This window comes from Pedococcus sp. 2YAF34 (assembly GCF_052114585.1).
Classification (GTDB): Bacteria; Actinomycetota; Actinomycetes; order Actinomycetales; family Dermatophilaceae; genus Pedococcus.
In genome coordinates this window covers 67,634-82,030 of the sequence record NZ_JBFRFA010000014.1, presented here as the reverse complement: position 1 = coordinate 82,030, position 14,397 = coordinate 67,634, and the positions used below count along the sequence as shown (strand labels likewise).

The 14,397-nt window shown below is 72.8% G+C and carries 17 protein-coding genes; 6 read left to right on the top strand and 11 right to left on the bottom strand.

The window, feature by feature from the left end:
- The 5 genes from AB4Z02_RS09955 to AB4Z02_RS09935 all read right to left on the bottom strand — a co-directional run.
- Positions 1–592 (bottom strand): NuoI/complex I 23 kDa subunit family protein (locus tag AB4Z02_RS09955; RefSeq protein ID WP_441970673.1); only part of this gene is annotated, 592 nt, incomplete at its 3' end.
- Positions 589–1,554: an NADH-quinone oxidoreductase subunit NuoH gene (gene nuoH, locus AB4Z02_RS09950; protein ID WP_156399769.1), complete on the bottom strand. Its 966-nt coding sequence runs from the start codon at positions 1,552–1,554 to the stop codon at positions 589–591. The genes nuoH and AB4Z02_RS09955, both read right to left, overlap by 4 nt.
- Positions 1,551–2,081 carry an NADH-quinone oxidoreductase subunit C gene (locus AB4Z02_RS09945; protein WP_441970671.1) on the bottom strand — a complete coding sequence of 177 codons (531 nt, stop codon included), beginning with the start codon at positions 2,079–2,081 and terminating at the stop codon, positions 1,551–1,553. Before AB4Z02_RS09945 ends, nuoH begins: the two co-directional genes overlap by 4 nt.
- Positions 2,078–2,677: an NADH-quinone oxidoreductase subunit B gene (locus tag AB4Z02_RS09940; protein WP_056882177.1), complete on the bottom strand. Its 600-nt coding sequence runs from the start codon at positions 2,675–2,677 to the stop codon at positions 2,078–2,080. The genes AB4Z02_RS09945 and AB4Z02_RS09940 overlap by 4 nt, the downstream gene beginning before the upstream one ends.
- Positions 2,677–3,036: an NADH-quinone oxidoreductase subunit A gene (locus AB4Z02_RS09935; RefSeq protein ID WP_056882176.1), complete on the bottom strand. Its 360-nt coding sequence runs from the start codon at positions 3,034–3,036 to the stop codon at positions 2,677–2,679. Before AB4Z02_RS09935 ends, AB4Z02_RS09940 begins: the two co-directional genes overlap by 1 nt.
- Before the next feature lie 105 nt (positions 3,037–3,141).
- On the opposite strand from AB4Z02_RS09935, the gene AB4Z02_RS09930 reads away from it, so the two are divergent.
- Together AB4Z02_RS09930 and AB4Z02_RS09925 are read left to right on the top strand one after the other, a co-directional pair.
- Positions 3,142–3,789: an LON peptidase substrate-binding domain-containing protein gene (locus AB4Z02_RS09930; protein WP_441970669.1), complete on the top strand. Its 648-nt coding sequence runs from the start codon at positions 3,142–3,144 to the stop codon at positions 3,787–3,789.
- 41 nt (positions 3,790–3,830) lie between these two features.
- A complete protein-coding gene (locus tag AB4Z02_RS09925; RefSeq protein ID WP_056882174.1) occupies positions 3,831–4,334 on the top strand; it encodes a DinB family protein in 504 nt (167 codons plus the stop codon).
- Here AB4Z02_RS09925 and AB4Z02_RS09920 read toward each other — a convergent pair.
- From AB4Z02_RS09920 to AB4Z02_RS09910, 3 genes are read right to left on the bottom strand one after another with little or no spacing between them, the layout of a single operon-like run.
- Positions 4,331–4,870: a GNAT family N-acetyltransferase gene (locus AB4Z02_RS09920; protein WP_056882173.1), complete on the bottom strand. Its 540-nt coding sequence runs from the start codon at positions 4,868–4,870 to the stop codon at positions 4,331–4,333. The genes AB4Z02_RS09925 and AB4Z02_RS09920 overlap by 4 nt on opposite strands.
- A 42-nt stretch (positions 4,871–4,912) precedes the next feature.
- Complete coding sequence (locus AB4Z02_RS09915) at positions 4,913–5,935, bottom strand: glycosyl hydrolase (protein ID WP_441970666.1); 1,023 nt, start codon at positions 5,933–5,935, stop codon at positions 4,913–4,915.
- A gap of 54 nt (positions 5,936–5,989) precedes the next feature.
- Positions 5,990–6,292, bottom strand: coding sequence for a DUF2087 domain-containing protein (locus AB4Z02_RS09910; protein WP_441970665.1), 303 nt, complete (start codon positions 6,290–6,292; stop codon positions 5,990–5,992).
- Between the two features lie 628 nt (positions 6,293–6,920).
- Here AB4Z02_RS09910 and AB4Z02_RS09905 point away from each other — a divergent pair.
- The 4 genes from AB4Z02_RS09905 (at position 6,921) to rarD (ending at position 11,347) form a co-directional block, all read left to right on the top strand.
- Entirely contained in the window at positions 6,921–7,169 is a 249-nt protein-coding gene (locus AB4Z02_RS09905; RefSeq protein ID WP_056882170.1) for an SCO4226 family nickel-binding protein, read from the top strand.
- A 205-nt stretch (positions 7,170–7,374) separates the two neighbouring features.
- Positions 7,375–9,309 carry a 2-oxoacid:acceptor oxidoreductase subunit alpha gene (locus AB4Z02_RS09900; protein ID WP_441970663.1) on the top strand — a complete coding sequence of 645 codons (1,935 nt, stop codon included), beginning with the start codon at positions 7,375–7,377 and terminating at the stop codon, positions 9,307–9,309.
- Positions 9,306–10,403: a 2-oxoacid:ferredoxin oxidoreductase subunit beta gene (locus tag AB4Z02_RS09895; protein WP_441970661.1), complete on the top strand. Its 1,098-nt coding sequence runs from the start codon at positions 9,306–9,308 to the stop codon at positions 10,401–10,403. Before AB4Z02_RS09900 ends, AB4Z02_RS09895 begins: the two co-directional genes overlap by 4 nt.
- Complete coding sequence (rarD, locus tag AB4Z02_RS09890; protein ID WP_441970681.1) at positions 10,388–11,347, top strand: EamA family transporter RarD; 960 nt, start codon at positions 10,388–10,390, stop codon at positions 11,345–11,347. The genes AB4Z02_RS09895 and rarD overlap by 16 nt, the downstream gene beginning before the upstream one ends.
- A gap of 18 nt (positions 11,348–11,365) precedes the next feature.
- On the opposite strand, the gene AB4Z02_RS09885 is transcribed toward rarD, so the two are convergent.
- Genes AB4Z02_RS09885 through AB4Z02_RS09875 form a run of 3 tightly spaced genes read right to left on the bottom strand, consistent with a single transcriptional unit; the run spans position 11,366 to position 14,361 of the window.
- A complete protein-coding gene (locus tag AB4Z02_RS09885; RefSeq protein WP_441970659.1) occupies positions 11,366–11,866 on the bottom strand; it encodes a DinB family protein in 501 nt (166 codons plus the stop codon).
- A gap of 48 nt (positions 11,867–11,914) precedes the next feature.
- Entirely contained in the window at positions 11,915–13,219 is a 1,305-nt protein-coding gene (locus AB4Z02_RS09880; protein WP_441970657.1) for a D-arabinono-1,4-lactone oxidase, read from the bottom strand.
- Positions 13,216–14,361, bottom strand: a complete 1,146-nt coding sequence (locus AB4Z02_RS09875) for an amino acid deaminase/aldolase (RefSeq protein WP_441970655.1) — start codon at positions 14,359–14,361, stop codon at positions 13,216–13,218. Before AB4Z02_RS09875 ends, AB4Z02_RS09880 begins: the two co-directional genes overlap by 4 nt.
- Positions 14,362–14,397: the final 36 nt, after the last annotated feature.

Sequence of the window (14,397 nt, the reverse complement as noted above, 5' to 3'; positions counted from 1 at the left end):
CCGTGGGGGTCCGCGCCGTCCGCGGCGGCTTGTTGACGGCCGCGACCTCGGCCGGCTCGGCGGCGTGCTCGTCGAGGGCCGGCGGCGGCGGAACCGTGGGCATCCACTGCCCGAGCCGGTCCTTCTCGTGGAGCAGGTCGCGGATGTCGAGCTCGGAGTACTCGAACTCGGGGCTCCAGTGCAGCGCGTCGAACGGGCACACCTCGATGCAGATGCCGCAGTACATGCAGAGGCTGAAGTCGATGGCGAACCGGTCGAGCACGTTGCGCTGCCGGTCGCGGCCACCCGGCGTCGTCGCGGGGATCGTCTCCTTGTGCGAGTCGATGTAGATGCACCAGTCCGGGCACTCGCGGGCGCAGAGCATGCAGGAGGTGCAGTTCTCCTCCAGCAGCGCGATCACGCCGCGGCTGCGCGGAGGCAGGTGCGGCGAGACGTCGGGGTACTCCGCCGTGTGCGTCGGGCGCGCGAGCGTGCGGGCCGTGGTGGCCAGGCCCTTGAGGATGCCCGGTACGGCGCCGCCGCTGCTGCGCCTCGCCGGTCGGGCGTTCGACGACGCGGGGCTGGCTGGCTGGGGCTTGGTGGGCTCGCTCATGCGGTCAGCACCACCCAGACGCCGGTGAGGGCCAGCTGTGCGAGGGCGAGCGGCACGAGGACGAGCCAGGCGAGGCGCTGGAGCTGGTCCTCGCGCAGCCGCGGCCACGCGACCCTCAGCCAGATGACGACAACGGCGATGCAGAACCCCTTGAGCACCGTCCAGAGCCAGCCGAGCTGGTCGCTCAACGGGCCCTGCCACCCGCCGAGGTAGAGCACGGTGAACAGCAGTGACATCACGACGATCCCGGCGTACTCGCTGAGCAGGAAGAACGCGAACCGCAGCCCGGTGTACTCGGTGTAGGCGCCGAACACGATCTCGGAGTCTGCGACGGGCATGTCGAACGGCGGGCGCTGCAGCTCGGCGACGGCGGACACGAGGAACACCACGGCTCCCGGCAGCTGCCACAGCAGCCACCACGGCGACCAGGCGTGGGCGATGCCGGTGAGCGACAGCGTCCCGGCGGCCAGGCACACCGATGCGACGGCGAGGACCATCGGCAGCTCGTAGGACAGCAGCTGGGCGGCAGCACGCATGGCACCGAGCAGCGAGTACTTGTTGGCGCTGGCCCACCCGGCCATCAGGGTGCCGAGGATGCCGACGGCCGTCACCGCGAGGACGAAGACGGCGCCGGCCGGGGCGTCGGCCGCCACCACGTCCGGCGACAGCGGGATGACCGCCATCGCGACGAGGTAGGGCACGAGGGCGACGGCGGGCGCGAACCGGAAGACACCCTTGTCGGCGGCCGCCGGGGTGATGTCCTCCTTCTGCACGAACTTGACCCCGTCGGCGACGAGCTGCGCCCAGCCGTGGAAGCCACCGGCATACATGGGCCCGAGCCGTCCCTGCATGTGGGCCATGACCTTGTGCTCGGTCTGGCCCACGAGCAGCGGCAGCACGAGGAAGGCAGCGAGGACGGCCACCGCGCGGACGACGACCTCGAGGGCGTCGGCGCCGGTCACCGCGGGCCCCACTCGGGGTCGGGCACACCTGGCGCCGAGACCCGACGCCGGCCGGTCGGCTTGCTGTGCTCGCTCTCCCCCGGCTCCTTGGCGCCCGGCCACTGCTTGGACGCACGGGCCGCCAGGACGAACGACTTGCGCAGCGGCGTGCCCTCGAAGCCGTCGGGCAGCAGCAGCGGGCGCAGCCCCCGCCCGGTGCCGTCGTCGAAGCCGTCGAACGCGAGCCCGAACATCTCGTGCGTCTCGCGCTCGTGCCACGCCGCCCCGCGGAAGACCCCGGTGATGCTGCCGAGCACGGCACCGTCGGGCACGCGGGTGCGGATCATCAGCCGCCGCAACGCCGTCGGCGTCGAGGGGTCGAGCAGGTGGCAGACCACGTCGAGGCCCGGGACGTCTGTCGCGTCGGCCTGGTCGACCGCCGTGAGCCAGTCGAAGAAGGTGAAGCCCTCGGCCCTGGCGGCCTCCGCGGCGGCCACCCACTCCCGCGGCTCCACCTCGCGGCGCTGCACGGGTACGGCGTCGCTCACGAGCGTCCCCCGGTGGCCGGACCCTGGGGCGGCTTGACCAGCCCGCGGGTGACCTCACCCGCGGAGGCCGTGCGGTGCGCTGCGTACTTGCCGCGGATCCCCTTGGTGCTCAACGTCTCTGCGGCGATCTTCTCCTGCAGCTTGAGGATGCCTTGGAGGAGCGACTCGGGGCGCGGCGGGCAGCCGGGCACGTAGACGTCGACGGGGATGATCGTGTCGACGCCCTTGGTGACGCTGTAGGAGTCCCAGTAGGGGCCACCGGAGTTGGAGCAGGCACCGAACGAGATGACGTACTTCGGCTCCGGCATCTGGTCGTAGAGGCGGCGCACGGCCGGCGCCATCTTGTCCGTCACGGTGCCGGAGACGACCATGAGGTCGGCCTGGCGCGGTCCGGGCGCGAACGGGATGACGCCGAGGCGGATGAAGTCGTGCCGCGCCATCGACGCGGCGATGAACTCGATCGCACAGCAGGCGAGCCCGAAGTTGAACACCCACAGCGAGTAGCGCCGCCCCCAGTTGAGGACCACCCGGATCGGTTGCGGTGCCAGGTCGGTCGCAGGTCCGACCCGCGGCAGCGGCAGGTCGACCGGCGCCATCAGACCCACCTCAGCAGGCCGCGCCGGGCCGCGTGCACCAGGCCGACGAGCAGCACGCCGATGAACACGCCGATCTCCACCAGCGACGCCGCGCCGAGGTCGGAGGAGCGCACGACCAGCGCCCACGGGAACAGGTAGACCGCGTCGACGGCGAAGATGACGTAGAGGAACGCGTAGACGAAGTAGCGGACCTGGGTCTGCGCCCAGCCCTGCCCGACGGGGTCGACACCCGACTCGTACGTCGTGAGCTTGGCCCGCGTCGGGGCGCTCGGGGCGAGCAGCCGGCGGGCGCCCATGGCGGCGACGAACAGCAGCAGGCCGACCACGACCACTGCGGCGACGACGACGTAGGGCGACACGGTTCGCAGCCTAGTCGGAGGTCCCCCGCGACGGGCTCCACCGAGCTGGGTGCCGCTGACTGTCGCCGGCTGTCGGTGCCGGCCGCACGGGCCTACCGTGGAGGAATGGCGCGGGTCCCGCTCTTCCCCCTCGGCACCGTCCTCGTCCCCGGCGCGACCCTGCCGCTGCAGGTCTTCGAGCCGCGCTACATCGTGCTGCTCAGCGACCTGCTCAACGCGATGGACGTCCCCGAGTTCGGGGTGGTCGCCATCCGGCAGGGCCACGAGGTCGGCGCCGGCTCGGTCCACGACCTGCACGAGGTCGGCTGCCTCGCCCGGGTCGACCAGGCGGCGTCGCTCGGCGACGGCCGCTACCTCGTGGTCTCCACCGGGGTGCGGCGCTTCCACCTCGACACGCTCGAGGCGGGCACCGGCACCGCGTACGCCACCGGGGAGGTGACCGTCCTCGAGGAGCGCACCGGAGACGAGCGGCAGGTGGCCGACCTGGCCGAGCGCCTCCGGCGGGTGCTGCACACCTACGCCACGACGGTCGGCGCGAAGGAGCCGCAGTGGCCGGGCGACCCGGTTGCGCTGTCCTACGAGGTCGGTGGCGCGGTGGGCCTCGACCTCGGCGACCGGCAGCGGCTGCTGGCGGCGGCCGACACCGAGACCCGGCTGCGGCTCGCGCTGCACCTCGTCCGGCGGGAGCTGGGCCTGGCCAGCACCATGGGGCTCGTGCCACCGCCACCGGAGCGGCCCTACAACCTCAACTAACCGGTGGCGCCCGGCGCGCGGTGTGCGACAGGGTCAGGCCCATGACACCGGATGACACCCCGCCCACCTGGGACGAGCGCACCACCCTGCTCACGATGCTGCAGTACACCCGCGACGTCGCCGCCGGGAAGTGCCGTGACCTCGCCGCCCACCACGTCGGCGCCGCGCCCCTGCCGGGTTCGCCCCTGATGAGCATCGGCGGGGTGCTCAACCACCTGCGCTGGGTCGAGCACTCGTGGGTCGAGAACCGGTTCGTCGGCGGCCCCGACCTCGGGCCGTGGACGGCCACGGAGCCGGACAAGGAGTTCAGCGTCGGCGCCGAGGTGCCGATCGCCCAGACGCTCGAGGAGTATGCGGCGCAGGCCGCGCGCACCGACGCCATCGTCGCCGGGCTCGACCTCGACGACCGTTCGGCGACGCCGTTCCGCAGCGGCGAGCGGCCCACCCTGCGCTGGGTGCTGCTGCACCTCATCGAGGAGAACGCCCGGCACAACGGCCACCTCGACCTCCTGCGCGAGCTCGCCGACGGTCGCACCGGCGACTAGTCGTCGAGGCGCTCGAAGGCCGGGGCGTAGCGGAACGGGCCACTCATGCCGTCGCCCCACGCGTGCAGGCGGCGCAGCATGAAGTACTGCGGGCCCCAGTCCTGCGGTGGCGTGATCCCGTGCTCGACGGCCGGCCCGAACCCGAACCGCGGGTAGTACGTGGGGTGCCCGAGCAGGACGACTCCCCGTGCGCCGAGCGCGTCGGCGGCGGCGAGGGCGGCATGCACCAGGGCCGACCCGATCCCGCAGCGCTGGGCCTCGGGGAGGACGCCGACCGGCCCGAGGGCGACGAGCCCGGGCTCACCCCCGACGGTGGCGCGGCTGATGGCGACGTGGCCGGCGACGACGCCGTCGACCTCGACCACCAGGCAGCACTCGGGCACGAGGTCGCCGTCGGCGCGCAGCTCGTCGACGAGGTCCGCCTCGAGGGTGCCCTCGCGAGCCGGCGCCTCGTCGGTGGCCGCCTTGGCAAAGGCCGCGAGGTGCACCGCCCGTACGGCGTCGGCATCGGTGGGCAGCTCGCGGCGGACGATCATGCCCGCGACCCTAGGCGCCGACCCTGCTGGGCCGCCTCCCGTTTACCCGGTCGCGAGGGGTGGGTAGGCCACCGGGCCGGGGTCGTAGCCGGCGGCCGCCACGAGGTACCCGTCGGCATCGAGGGTGACCGGGACCGGGTCGATGATCGCGAACCCGTCCAGGCCCTTCGGCTCCACGTTGCGGAACCCGACCATCGCCCACGACCCGTCACGCCGCTGCACCAGGGGCGCCGCAAACAGGTCGGGCTCGGCCACGAAGGGACGGGCGGCGTCGACGTCCCACGGGCCGAGCGGACCCGGGCCCGGCACCGACCACGTGCAGTACTCCCCGGTGCGGTCGATGCGCTCGGGCGTCATCTCCTGGGGGTGGCAGGTGAACACGAGCACCCAGCGCCCGTCGACCTGCTTGTCCTGCAGCACCTCGAGCTGCCCGAACCCGGCGCCCGGCTCGCACAGCGGCGCGGCCAGGGTCCAGTGCTCGAGGTCGGGGCTGGTGGCGTGGGCGACGACGCCGTCGTCGTTGCGGGCCGCCTCGCGCGCACGGGCCGACAGCAGCAGGTGCCAGCCGTCACCCGCGGCGTCGGGGAAGACCAGCGGGTCGCGCCACGTCTCGCTCGAGCCCTCGAGGTCCGGGCCCTGGGTCGGTGCGGGGGTGTTGGCGAGGTTCTTGTACCAGCGGCCGTCGACGCGCACCGCCGGCTCGGTCGACACCCGCTCCCAGTGGTGCAGGTCGTCGGACACGGCGGACCCGACGCGCTGGTCGTAGACGTGGTGGCCCGCCGTCGAGACCGCGGTGTAGAACATCCGCCACCGGTCGCCGTCGCGCACGACCGAGCCGGTCCAGATCGCGAGGTCGTCGAACCCGGTCCGGGCCGGCCCGAAGCACTCCCCCAAGTAGTCCCACGTCACCAGGTCGGGCGACGTCGCATGCCCCACGGTCGCCGCCGTGTGCCGCTTGCCCGGGTCGACCAGCGACCGGGGAGCCTGCAGGAAGAACAGGTGGTAGAGGTCGCCGTCGTCGGCGATCCAGGAGTCCCAGACCCAGTGGTCCTCGAGCCGCAGCATGCGCCGAGTGTGGCAGCCGCCGCGTCCGCCGGCACGCGGTTGCCCGCAGGTCGGTCAGATGCCGTCGACGGTCCCGCCGGCGCGCCAGTACCGCCCGTCGCGCCGGTCCATGAAGCCCTCCTCGACGAGGTAGCGCCGCAGCGCCGCCACGTCGTCGTGGAACTTCCGCAGCCGGGCGTTGACCTCGGTCTCCTCGTAGACCTCCCCCACCGCGAACTCCTGGGCGATGAGGTCGAGCACGACGAGCCGCTTGCCGATCCGGGTCGGGATCGACGCGAGGCTCCCGTCGCTGCGCACGAACGCCCGCAGCACGGCGTCGCGGTCCTTGAGGGCGTCCTGCAGTGCTGGTCGGTCCATGACCAGCACCCTAGGCAGGACTGCCCAGGCCCGCGCGGCGGCACCTCGACGGGGGTGGTGAAGTACGACGGGGCCAACCGAGGTGCCTCCTCGGTGACCCGTGCCAGCCAGTCCGGCGAGGGGAAGAGACCGGCGATGTCGGCCGGGTCCCACCAGCGCGGCCACGGGGGCAGCACACCGTCCTCCTGCGGGAGGTCCGCCACGAAGGCAGCGAACCCCGGCGGTGCGAGCAGGGTCGTCGCCCCGGGGACGAGCGGGAGCGCGGCGTCGACGAACACGGCGACGTCCACCGGCGCCCGCGCACGCAGGGCCGGCACGCGGTACCCGGCGTTCCTGTGGGCGAGGAGCGCCGAGGGCCGGTGCTCGCGCGCCTGCTCGACGAACGGGGCCAGGACCTCGAGCGGGCCCCAGCGACCGCTGGGCAGGTGCGCGACGCGGGCGGGCGCGCCACGGTCGGTGCGCCGCTGCGAGCGGGTCGTACACCGCCGGCCCGAGGAGCGGGCCCGGCAGGACGAGGACGTCAGTGGCCACCCCGGCACGCTATCCGCCACCTTTTTGACGGAGGAAGCGCCGGGGGCTGCGGCGTAGCGTGGCGAGACCACCACCCCCCAGCGAAGGGAGCACCCCCATGGCCCAGTTCATGGACGTCCACACCAACATGCCGGGGGTCACGGCGCAGGCCCTGCACGAGGCGCACCAGGCGGACCTCGCGATCCAGGGTGAGGAGTCGGTCGAGTTCACCCACGCGTGGGCCGACCCCGAGACGGGCCACGTCTTCTGCCTCTCGGAGGGGCCGAGCAAGGAGGCCATCCAGCGCATCCACGAGCGGGCCGGGCACCCCTACGACGAGATCCACGAGATCACCGTCACCGCCTGACCGCAGTCACCGGTCAGGTCGGCGCGGCCTGCCGATCCATAACGTGGTGTTGGGTGTCTCAAAAGCAGGGTGGCCCATTTGCCCTGACCTGCACCGACGTACGATGGATGGGCAGGCTGCGCCAGGCGCCGTCCGTGCGCCGCGCGGCTCCGGACGACCCGGACGACAGCCCCGAGAACTGTTCGTCCACGACCGTCAGGACCGCATGAGCAGCAAGACCGTCGAGAAGCTGGACCGTGTCGTCATCCGCTTCGCCGGGGACTCCGGTGACGGCATGCAGCTGACCGGTGACCGCTTCACGTCCGAGACCGCGGCCCTCGGCAACGACCTGTCGACGCTGCCCAACTTCCCGGCCGAGATCCGCGCGCCCCAGGGCACCCTGCCGGGCGTCTCGAGCTTCCAGCTGCACTTCGCCGACCACGACGTGCTCACCCCGGGTGACGCCCCCGACGTGCTCGTCGCGATGAACCCCGCCGCCCTCAAGGCCAACCTGCGCGACCTGCCGCGCGGCGCCACGATCATCGCCAACACCGACGAGTTCACCAAGCGCAACCTCGGCAAGGTCGGCTACGCGACCAACCCGCTCGAGGACGGGTCGCTGGAGTCGTGGCACGTGCACCCGGTCGGCCTGACGTCGATCACGGTCGAGGCGCTGGCGGCGTTCGACTCCTTGTCCCGCAAGGACAAGGAGCGCGCGAAGAACATGTTCGCGCTGGGCCTGCTGTCGTGGATGTACCACCGGCCGACCACCGGCACCGAGGCGTTCCTGGCGAAGAAGTTCGGCTCCAAGCCCGACATCCTCGAGGCCAACCTCACCGCCCTGCGCGCCGGCCTCAACTACGGCGAGACGACCGAGGACTTCGCCGTCTCCTACGAGATCGCCCCGGCGGTGATGCCTGCCGGCACCTACCGCAACATCACCGGCAACGCCGCGCTCGCCTACGGCCTGGTCACCGCCGCCCACCGCGCGGGGCGGCCGATGCTGCTGGGCTCCTACCCCATCACCCCGGCCTCCGACATCCTGCACACCCTCTCGGGGCTCAAGCGCTACGGCGTGACGACCCTGCAGGCCGAGGACGAGATCGCGGGCATCGGTGCGGCGCTGGGGGCCTCGTTCGGTGGCTCGATCGGCGTGACGACCACCTCCGGCCCCGGCGTGGCACTCAAGTCCGAGACGATCGGCCTGGCCGTGTCCCTCGAGCTGCCGCTGGTCATCGTCGACGTCCAGCGCGGCGGCCCGTCGACCGGCCTGCCCACCAAGACCGAGCAGTCCGACCTGCTGCAGGCCATGTTCGGGCGCAACGGCGAGTCGCCGGTCCCGATCGTGGCCCCGCAGTCGCCCGCCGACTGCTTCGACGCGGCCCTCGAGGCCGTGCGCATCGCCACCACCTACCGCACGCCCGTCTTCGTGCTCTCCGACGGTTACCTCGCCAACGGCTCCGAGCCGTGGGCGGTCCCGAGCGTCGCCGACCTGCCCGACCTCACCGTGGAGCTCGCGTCCGAGCCCAACGCCACGGACGACAAGGGCGAGCCGGTGTTCCATCCCTACCTGCGCGACGAGCGCACGCTCGCCCGCCCGTGGGCCGTGCCCGGCACCCCCGGCCTCGAGCACCGCATCGGCGGAATCGAGAAGGCCGACGTCACCGGCAACATCTCCTACGACCCCGACAACCACGACCTCATGACCCGGCTGCGGGCGGGCAAGGTCGAGCGGGTCGCCGAGACCATCGGCGACCTCGAGGTCGACGACCCCAGCGGCGAGGCGTCGGTCCTCGTGCTCGGCTGGGGCTCCACCTACGGCCCGATCGCGGCGGCCGTACGCAGCGTGCGCAACACCGGCGCGAAGGTCGCCCGTGCCCACCTGCGCCACCTCAACCCGTTCCCGTCCAACACGGGCGAGGTGCTGCGCCGCTACGACCGCGTGCTCGTCCCCGAGATGAACATGGGCCAGCTCGCGATGCTGCTGCGCGCCAAGTACCTCGTCGACGTCCACTCGTTCACCCAGGTGCGCGGCCTGCCCTTCACGACCGTCGAGCTCGCCGACGCCATCGTGGGCCTCGCCGCCGACGTCACCACCTCCGACGGCGCCGGCTCCGCCCACACGGACCAGCCCGTCACCAGCCAGGGAGGCCACTCATGAGCACCGACCTCGGGATGCCGTCGACCGGAGTGCCCCACGGCACCGCCGGTGTGCCCCACCTCGCCGAGGACGCCACGCGCCAGACGAAGAAGGAGTTCACCTCCGACCAGGAGGTGCGCTGGTGCCCCGGCTGCGGCGACTACGCGATCCTCGCCGCGGTGCAGGGCTTCCTTCCCGACCTCGGGCTCAAGCGCGAGAACATCGTCTTCGTCTCTGGCATCGGCTGCTCCTCGCGCTTCCCCTACTACCTCGACACCTACGGCATGCACTCGATCCACGGCCGCGCGCCGGCGATCGCGACCGGGCTGGCGACGAGCCGTGAGGACCTGTCGGTGTGGGTGGTCACCGGCGACGGCGACGCGCTGTCGATCGGCGGGAACCACCTGATCCACGCGCTGCGCCGCAACGTCAACCTCACGATCCTGTTGTTCAACAACCAGATCTACGGCCTGACCAAGGGCCAGTACTCGCCGACCTCCGAGGTCGGCAAGGTCACCAAGTCCACGCCGATGGGCTCGGTCGACCACCCGTTCAACCCCGTGTCGCTGGCGCTCGGGGCCGAGGCCACCTTCGTCGCCCGGACCATGGACTCCGACCGCAAGCACCTCACCGAGATCCTCAAGGCGGCTGCCGCCCACCGCGGCACGTCGCTGGTGGAGATCTACCAGAACTGCCCGATCTTCAACGACGGCGCCTTCGACCTCATCAAGGACCGCAGCGAGCAGGAGGCACGCATCGTCCACCTCGCCGACGGCGAGCGGGTGCAGGTCGGTCCCGAGGGCGACCGGCAGGTGCTGGTGCGCGGCGAGGGCGGTGTCATGGAGTTCGTGCCCGAGGCCGAGGCGGCCGGGCGCGACGTCGTGGTGCACGACACCCACGCCGGCGACCCGACGCAGGCCTTCGCGCTCTCGCGCCTGGACTCCCCGCAGATGACGCACGTGCCCATGGGCATCTTCCGCGACGTCGTGCGGCCCACCTACGACGACCTCGTGCGCGCCCAGGTCGCGGCGGCGGTCGACACCTCGGGAGGCGTGGCCGGCGACGCCGACCTCGACCAGCTGCTGCGCGGTCGCGACACCTGGACCGTGGCCTGAGCGCCGGGCGGCCGGCGGCCCCTCCGGCCCGTGAGGAGGACCGTCACGGCGCGGCGTACGGGTTGCTCGCCTACGGCATCTGGGGCCTGTTCCCGCTGTACTTCGCGGCGCTGGCCCCCGCCGGCGCGTGGGAGATCCTGTCCCACCGCATCCTGTGGACGCTGCTGCTGTGCGCTGTGGTGCTGCTCGTGCGCCGCGACCTCGGCTGGGCACGGCAGCTGTGGCGGCGCCCGCGGCTCGGGCTCGGCGTGACGGCGGCGGCGCTGCTCATCGCCGTCAACTGGGTCGTCTACGTGGCCGCGGTGCTCGGCGGCCACACGACCGAGGCCGCGCTGGGCTACTTCCTCAACCCCATCGTCACCGTGGCCCTCGGCGTGTTCGTCCTGCGCGAGCGACTGCGCCCGCTCCAGTGGGCGGCGGTCGCCATCGGTGCCGCCGCCGGCGTCTACCTCGGTGTCGCAGCGGGCTCCGTCCCGGTCATCGCCCTCACGCTGGCGATGTCGTTCGGCCTCTACGGGCTGGTCAAGAAGAAGGTGGGGGTGTCGCTGCAGGCGATGCACTCCCTGGCGGCCGAGACGGCCGTGCTGGCGCCGATCGCAGCCGTGATGCTCGTCGTGCTCACCGCGCGCGGGGAGACGACCTTCACCACCGAGGGGGCCGCCCACACGGCCCTGCTCGTCGCTGCGGGTGCGGCCACCGCGGCACCGCTGCTGCTGTTCGCCGGCGCCGCCCGGCGGGTCCCGCTCGTCACCATCGGCCTGCTGCAGTTCATCACCCCGGTGCTGCAGCTGCTGTGCGGCGTGCTGGTGCTCGACGAGCACCTGTCCGGCACGCGCTGGGTCGGGTTCGGCATCGTCTGGCTGGCCCTCGCCCTGCTCACCGTCGACTCGGTGCGCAACCTCCCCGGCCGCACCCGGCCGGAGCTCGTCGACGCGGCCCCCTGACGTCGCGTCCGCGGGCGCTCAGCCCCGCGGCACGTGGTGCCCGGTGCCACCGTCGACGAGCTCGCGCAGGATGTCGGCGTGGCCGGCGTGCCGGACGGTGTCCTCGGCCATGTGGACCAGCACCCACCGCATGCTGACCGTGGCGCCGGCGTAGGACGTGCCGGTGGCGTCGAGCCCGAGCTCGCGCACCGAGGCGTCGGTCGCCGCCCAGGACCGACGGTAGAAGTCGACGACCTCCTGCGTGGTCTCCCCCGGCGCCGCCCGCATGTCGGCCTCGGGATCCTCGGAGATGTCGGTCAACGGCTCGGTGGGTCGCCCGAACGTCTCGCAGAACCAGCCGTACTCCGCGTTGGCGAGGTGCTTGACCAGGCCGAGGAGGTTGGTGCCGCTCGGCACCATCGGCCGACGCTGCTCCTCCTCAGACAGTCCCTCGAGCTTCCACAGCATCACGTCGCGGTGGCTCTGCAGCGCTGCCAGCAGGACCGTGGTCTCGTCACCCGTGCGCGGTTCGTCCCTCATGGCCCGTGAGGCTAGTGCCGCCTGCCGACACCCGGTGCCGGCGTCGCGTCAGTCGCCGAGGACGTGGCGCAGGTGGTCGTTGGTGAAGGTGCGCCCCGGGTCGAGCCGGTCGCGGACGGCGCGGAAGTCCCCGAACCGCGCGTAGAGCTCGCCGAGCCGGTCCGAGCCGAGCGTGTGGAGCTTGCCCCAGTGGGGGCGACCCTCGTGCTCGGCGACGATCGCCTCGAACGCCGCGAACACGCCGCCGTCGTCCATCCGGTGGTACTGGTGCACGGCCACGTAGGCGTTCTCGCGTTCGTACCCGGTCGAGAGCCAGATGTCGTCGGCGCCGGTGAACCGCAGCTCGACGGGGAACGGCAGCGAGACGTCGTGGCGGTCGACCCAGTCGCGCAGCGCCCGCACCACCTCCCCCACGGCCGCCCGCGGCACGGCGTACTCGCTCTCGCGGAAACGCACCTGGCGCGAGGAGCAGAACACCCTCCACGAGTCGTCGGTGTAGTCGCGCGCCGACAGGGTCCGTGAGGTCAGCTGGTTGAGCCGCGGCACGATGCCGGGCCACCGGGTGCTCGCCCGGTTGACCACCTCGAAGAAGCGGTTGGACAGCAGGTCGTCGTCGAGGGTCGCGCGCCACGCGGGCAGCGGCCGTCCGCCGGCGTCCTCCCCCACCCGGTCGTTGTGCTTCACCAGCACCCGGTCGGTGTGCGGGAACCAGTGCATGTCGACATGGTCGTGGCGGGCGACGTCGTCCTGCACCGAGGCGAGCACGTCCTCGAGGTCCGCGCCGTGCTCCTGCGCATGGAGGCGGAACGCGGGCACGCACTGCAGCTCGACCTCGACCACGACGCCCAGGGCGCCGAGCCCGACCCGGGCCGCCGCGAACACCTCGGGCTCCTCGGTCGCCGAGCAGCGCAGCGCGGACCCGTCGGCGAGGACCAGGACCAGGCCGGTCACCGCCGACGCGATGCCCTGGAACCGCGCGCCGGAACCGTGGGTGCCCGTGGCGATGGCACCGCTGATGGTCTGCCGGTCGATGTCACCGAGGTTGGGCAGCGCCAGACCGAGCGCCTGAAGCGCGGGGTTGAGGACGTGCAACGGCGTTCCGGCGCCGACCGTCACCCGTCCGCTCCGGGTGTCGGCGCGCAGGACCCCGACCAGGTGGTCGAGCCGGACCTGCACGCCGTCAGTGGTGGCAACCGGCGTGAACGAGTGCCCGGACCCCACCGCCTTGACCCGTACGCCGCGGGCCGAGGCCTGCGCGACCGTCGCCGCGAGCTCCTCGACGTCACGTGGCACCGCGACCTGCGCGGGGTGGCAGGTCTGGTTGCGGCCCCAGTTGGTCCACGTGGTGCTCACCCGAAGTTCCTCCCCTCGCCGCGGTAGGTGGGCACGGTCTCCACCAGCTCCTCGCCGCGGACCAGGTGCAGCGCGTCGAACCGCTCGCACAGCTCACCGGCCTTGGCGTGGCGGAACCAGACCCGGTCGCCGACGCGAAGGTCGCCGGCCCCGCTCCCTCGCAGGGGCGTCTGGACCTCCCCGGCGCCCTCGCGGCGGACCAGGGACAGGTCCCTGCGCCCGAACACCGAGGGAAGGCGGTTCCACCCAGGTGGGCCCGAAGCGATGTAGCCACCGCCCGACACGGTGGCGAACCCCGGACCCGGGCGGCGGGTGACCGCCAGGGCGAAGGCCGCCGCAGGTCTCGGGCTGAAGTCGTCGTAGCCGTCGAACAGCGTCGGCCCGTAGAGCCCGGAGCCGGCGGCCACCTCGGTCACGACCGGGTCGAGGACGGTGAGGTGGACCGAGCCCGTGCCGCCGCCGTTGACGAACCGCAGGTCGGTCAGCTCGCACACCGCGGCCACGACGGCGGCCCGGCGCTCGAGCAGCGACGCGGCCGAACGACGCTTCACCAGCCGCACCGCGGGTGAGGTGTCGGGCAGCCCGGCGATCTGGGCGTCGTAGAACATCAGGCCGACGACGTCGAGCCCGGCGGCGAGGGCGGCCTGCACCACCGCGGTGGCCTCGGCCGGGGTGCGCACCGGGGAGCGGCGCACCCCGATGTGGACCCGTCCCAGGCGCAGCGAGGCGTCGACGTCGACCGCAACCCGTAGCCCGTGCGGGCGCTCGAGGGAGGCGAGCAGCTCCACGTGCTCGAGGGAGTCGATCGTCAGCGTGACCTGGCGGGCGGCCCACGGGTCCTGGCCCAGCTCGGCGAGGGCCGGCACGTCGACGCTGGGGTAGGCGACGAACACGTCGTCGACCCCGGAGCCGACCAGCCAGCAGGCCTCACGCACGGAGTAGGCCATGACGCCGGCGAAGCCCGGCCGCCCGAGCACCCGGGTGAGCAGCGAGCGGCAGCGCACGGACTTGGACGCGACCCTGATGGGGACACCACCGGCGCGGCGGACCAGGTCGTCGGCGTTCGCCTCGAAGGCGTCGAGGTCGACCACCGCGAGCGGTGCGGGGAGGCCGGAGGTGGCCACGTCCCAGGTGCGGGTCACAGGCGCGACCCTACCTGCGGGCAGCGACGGTCGAGC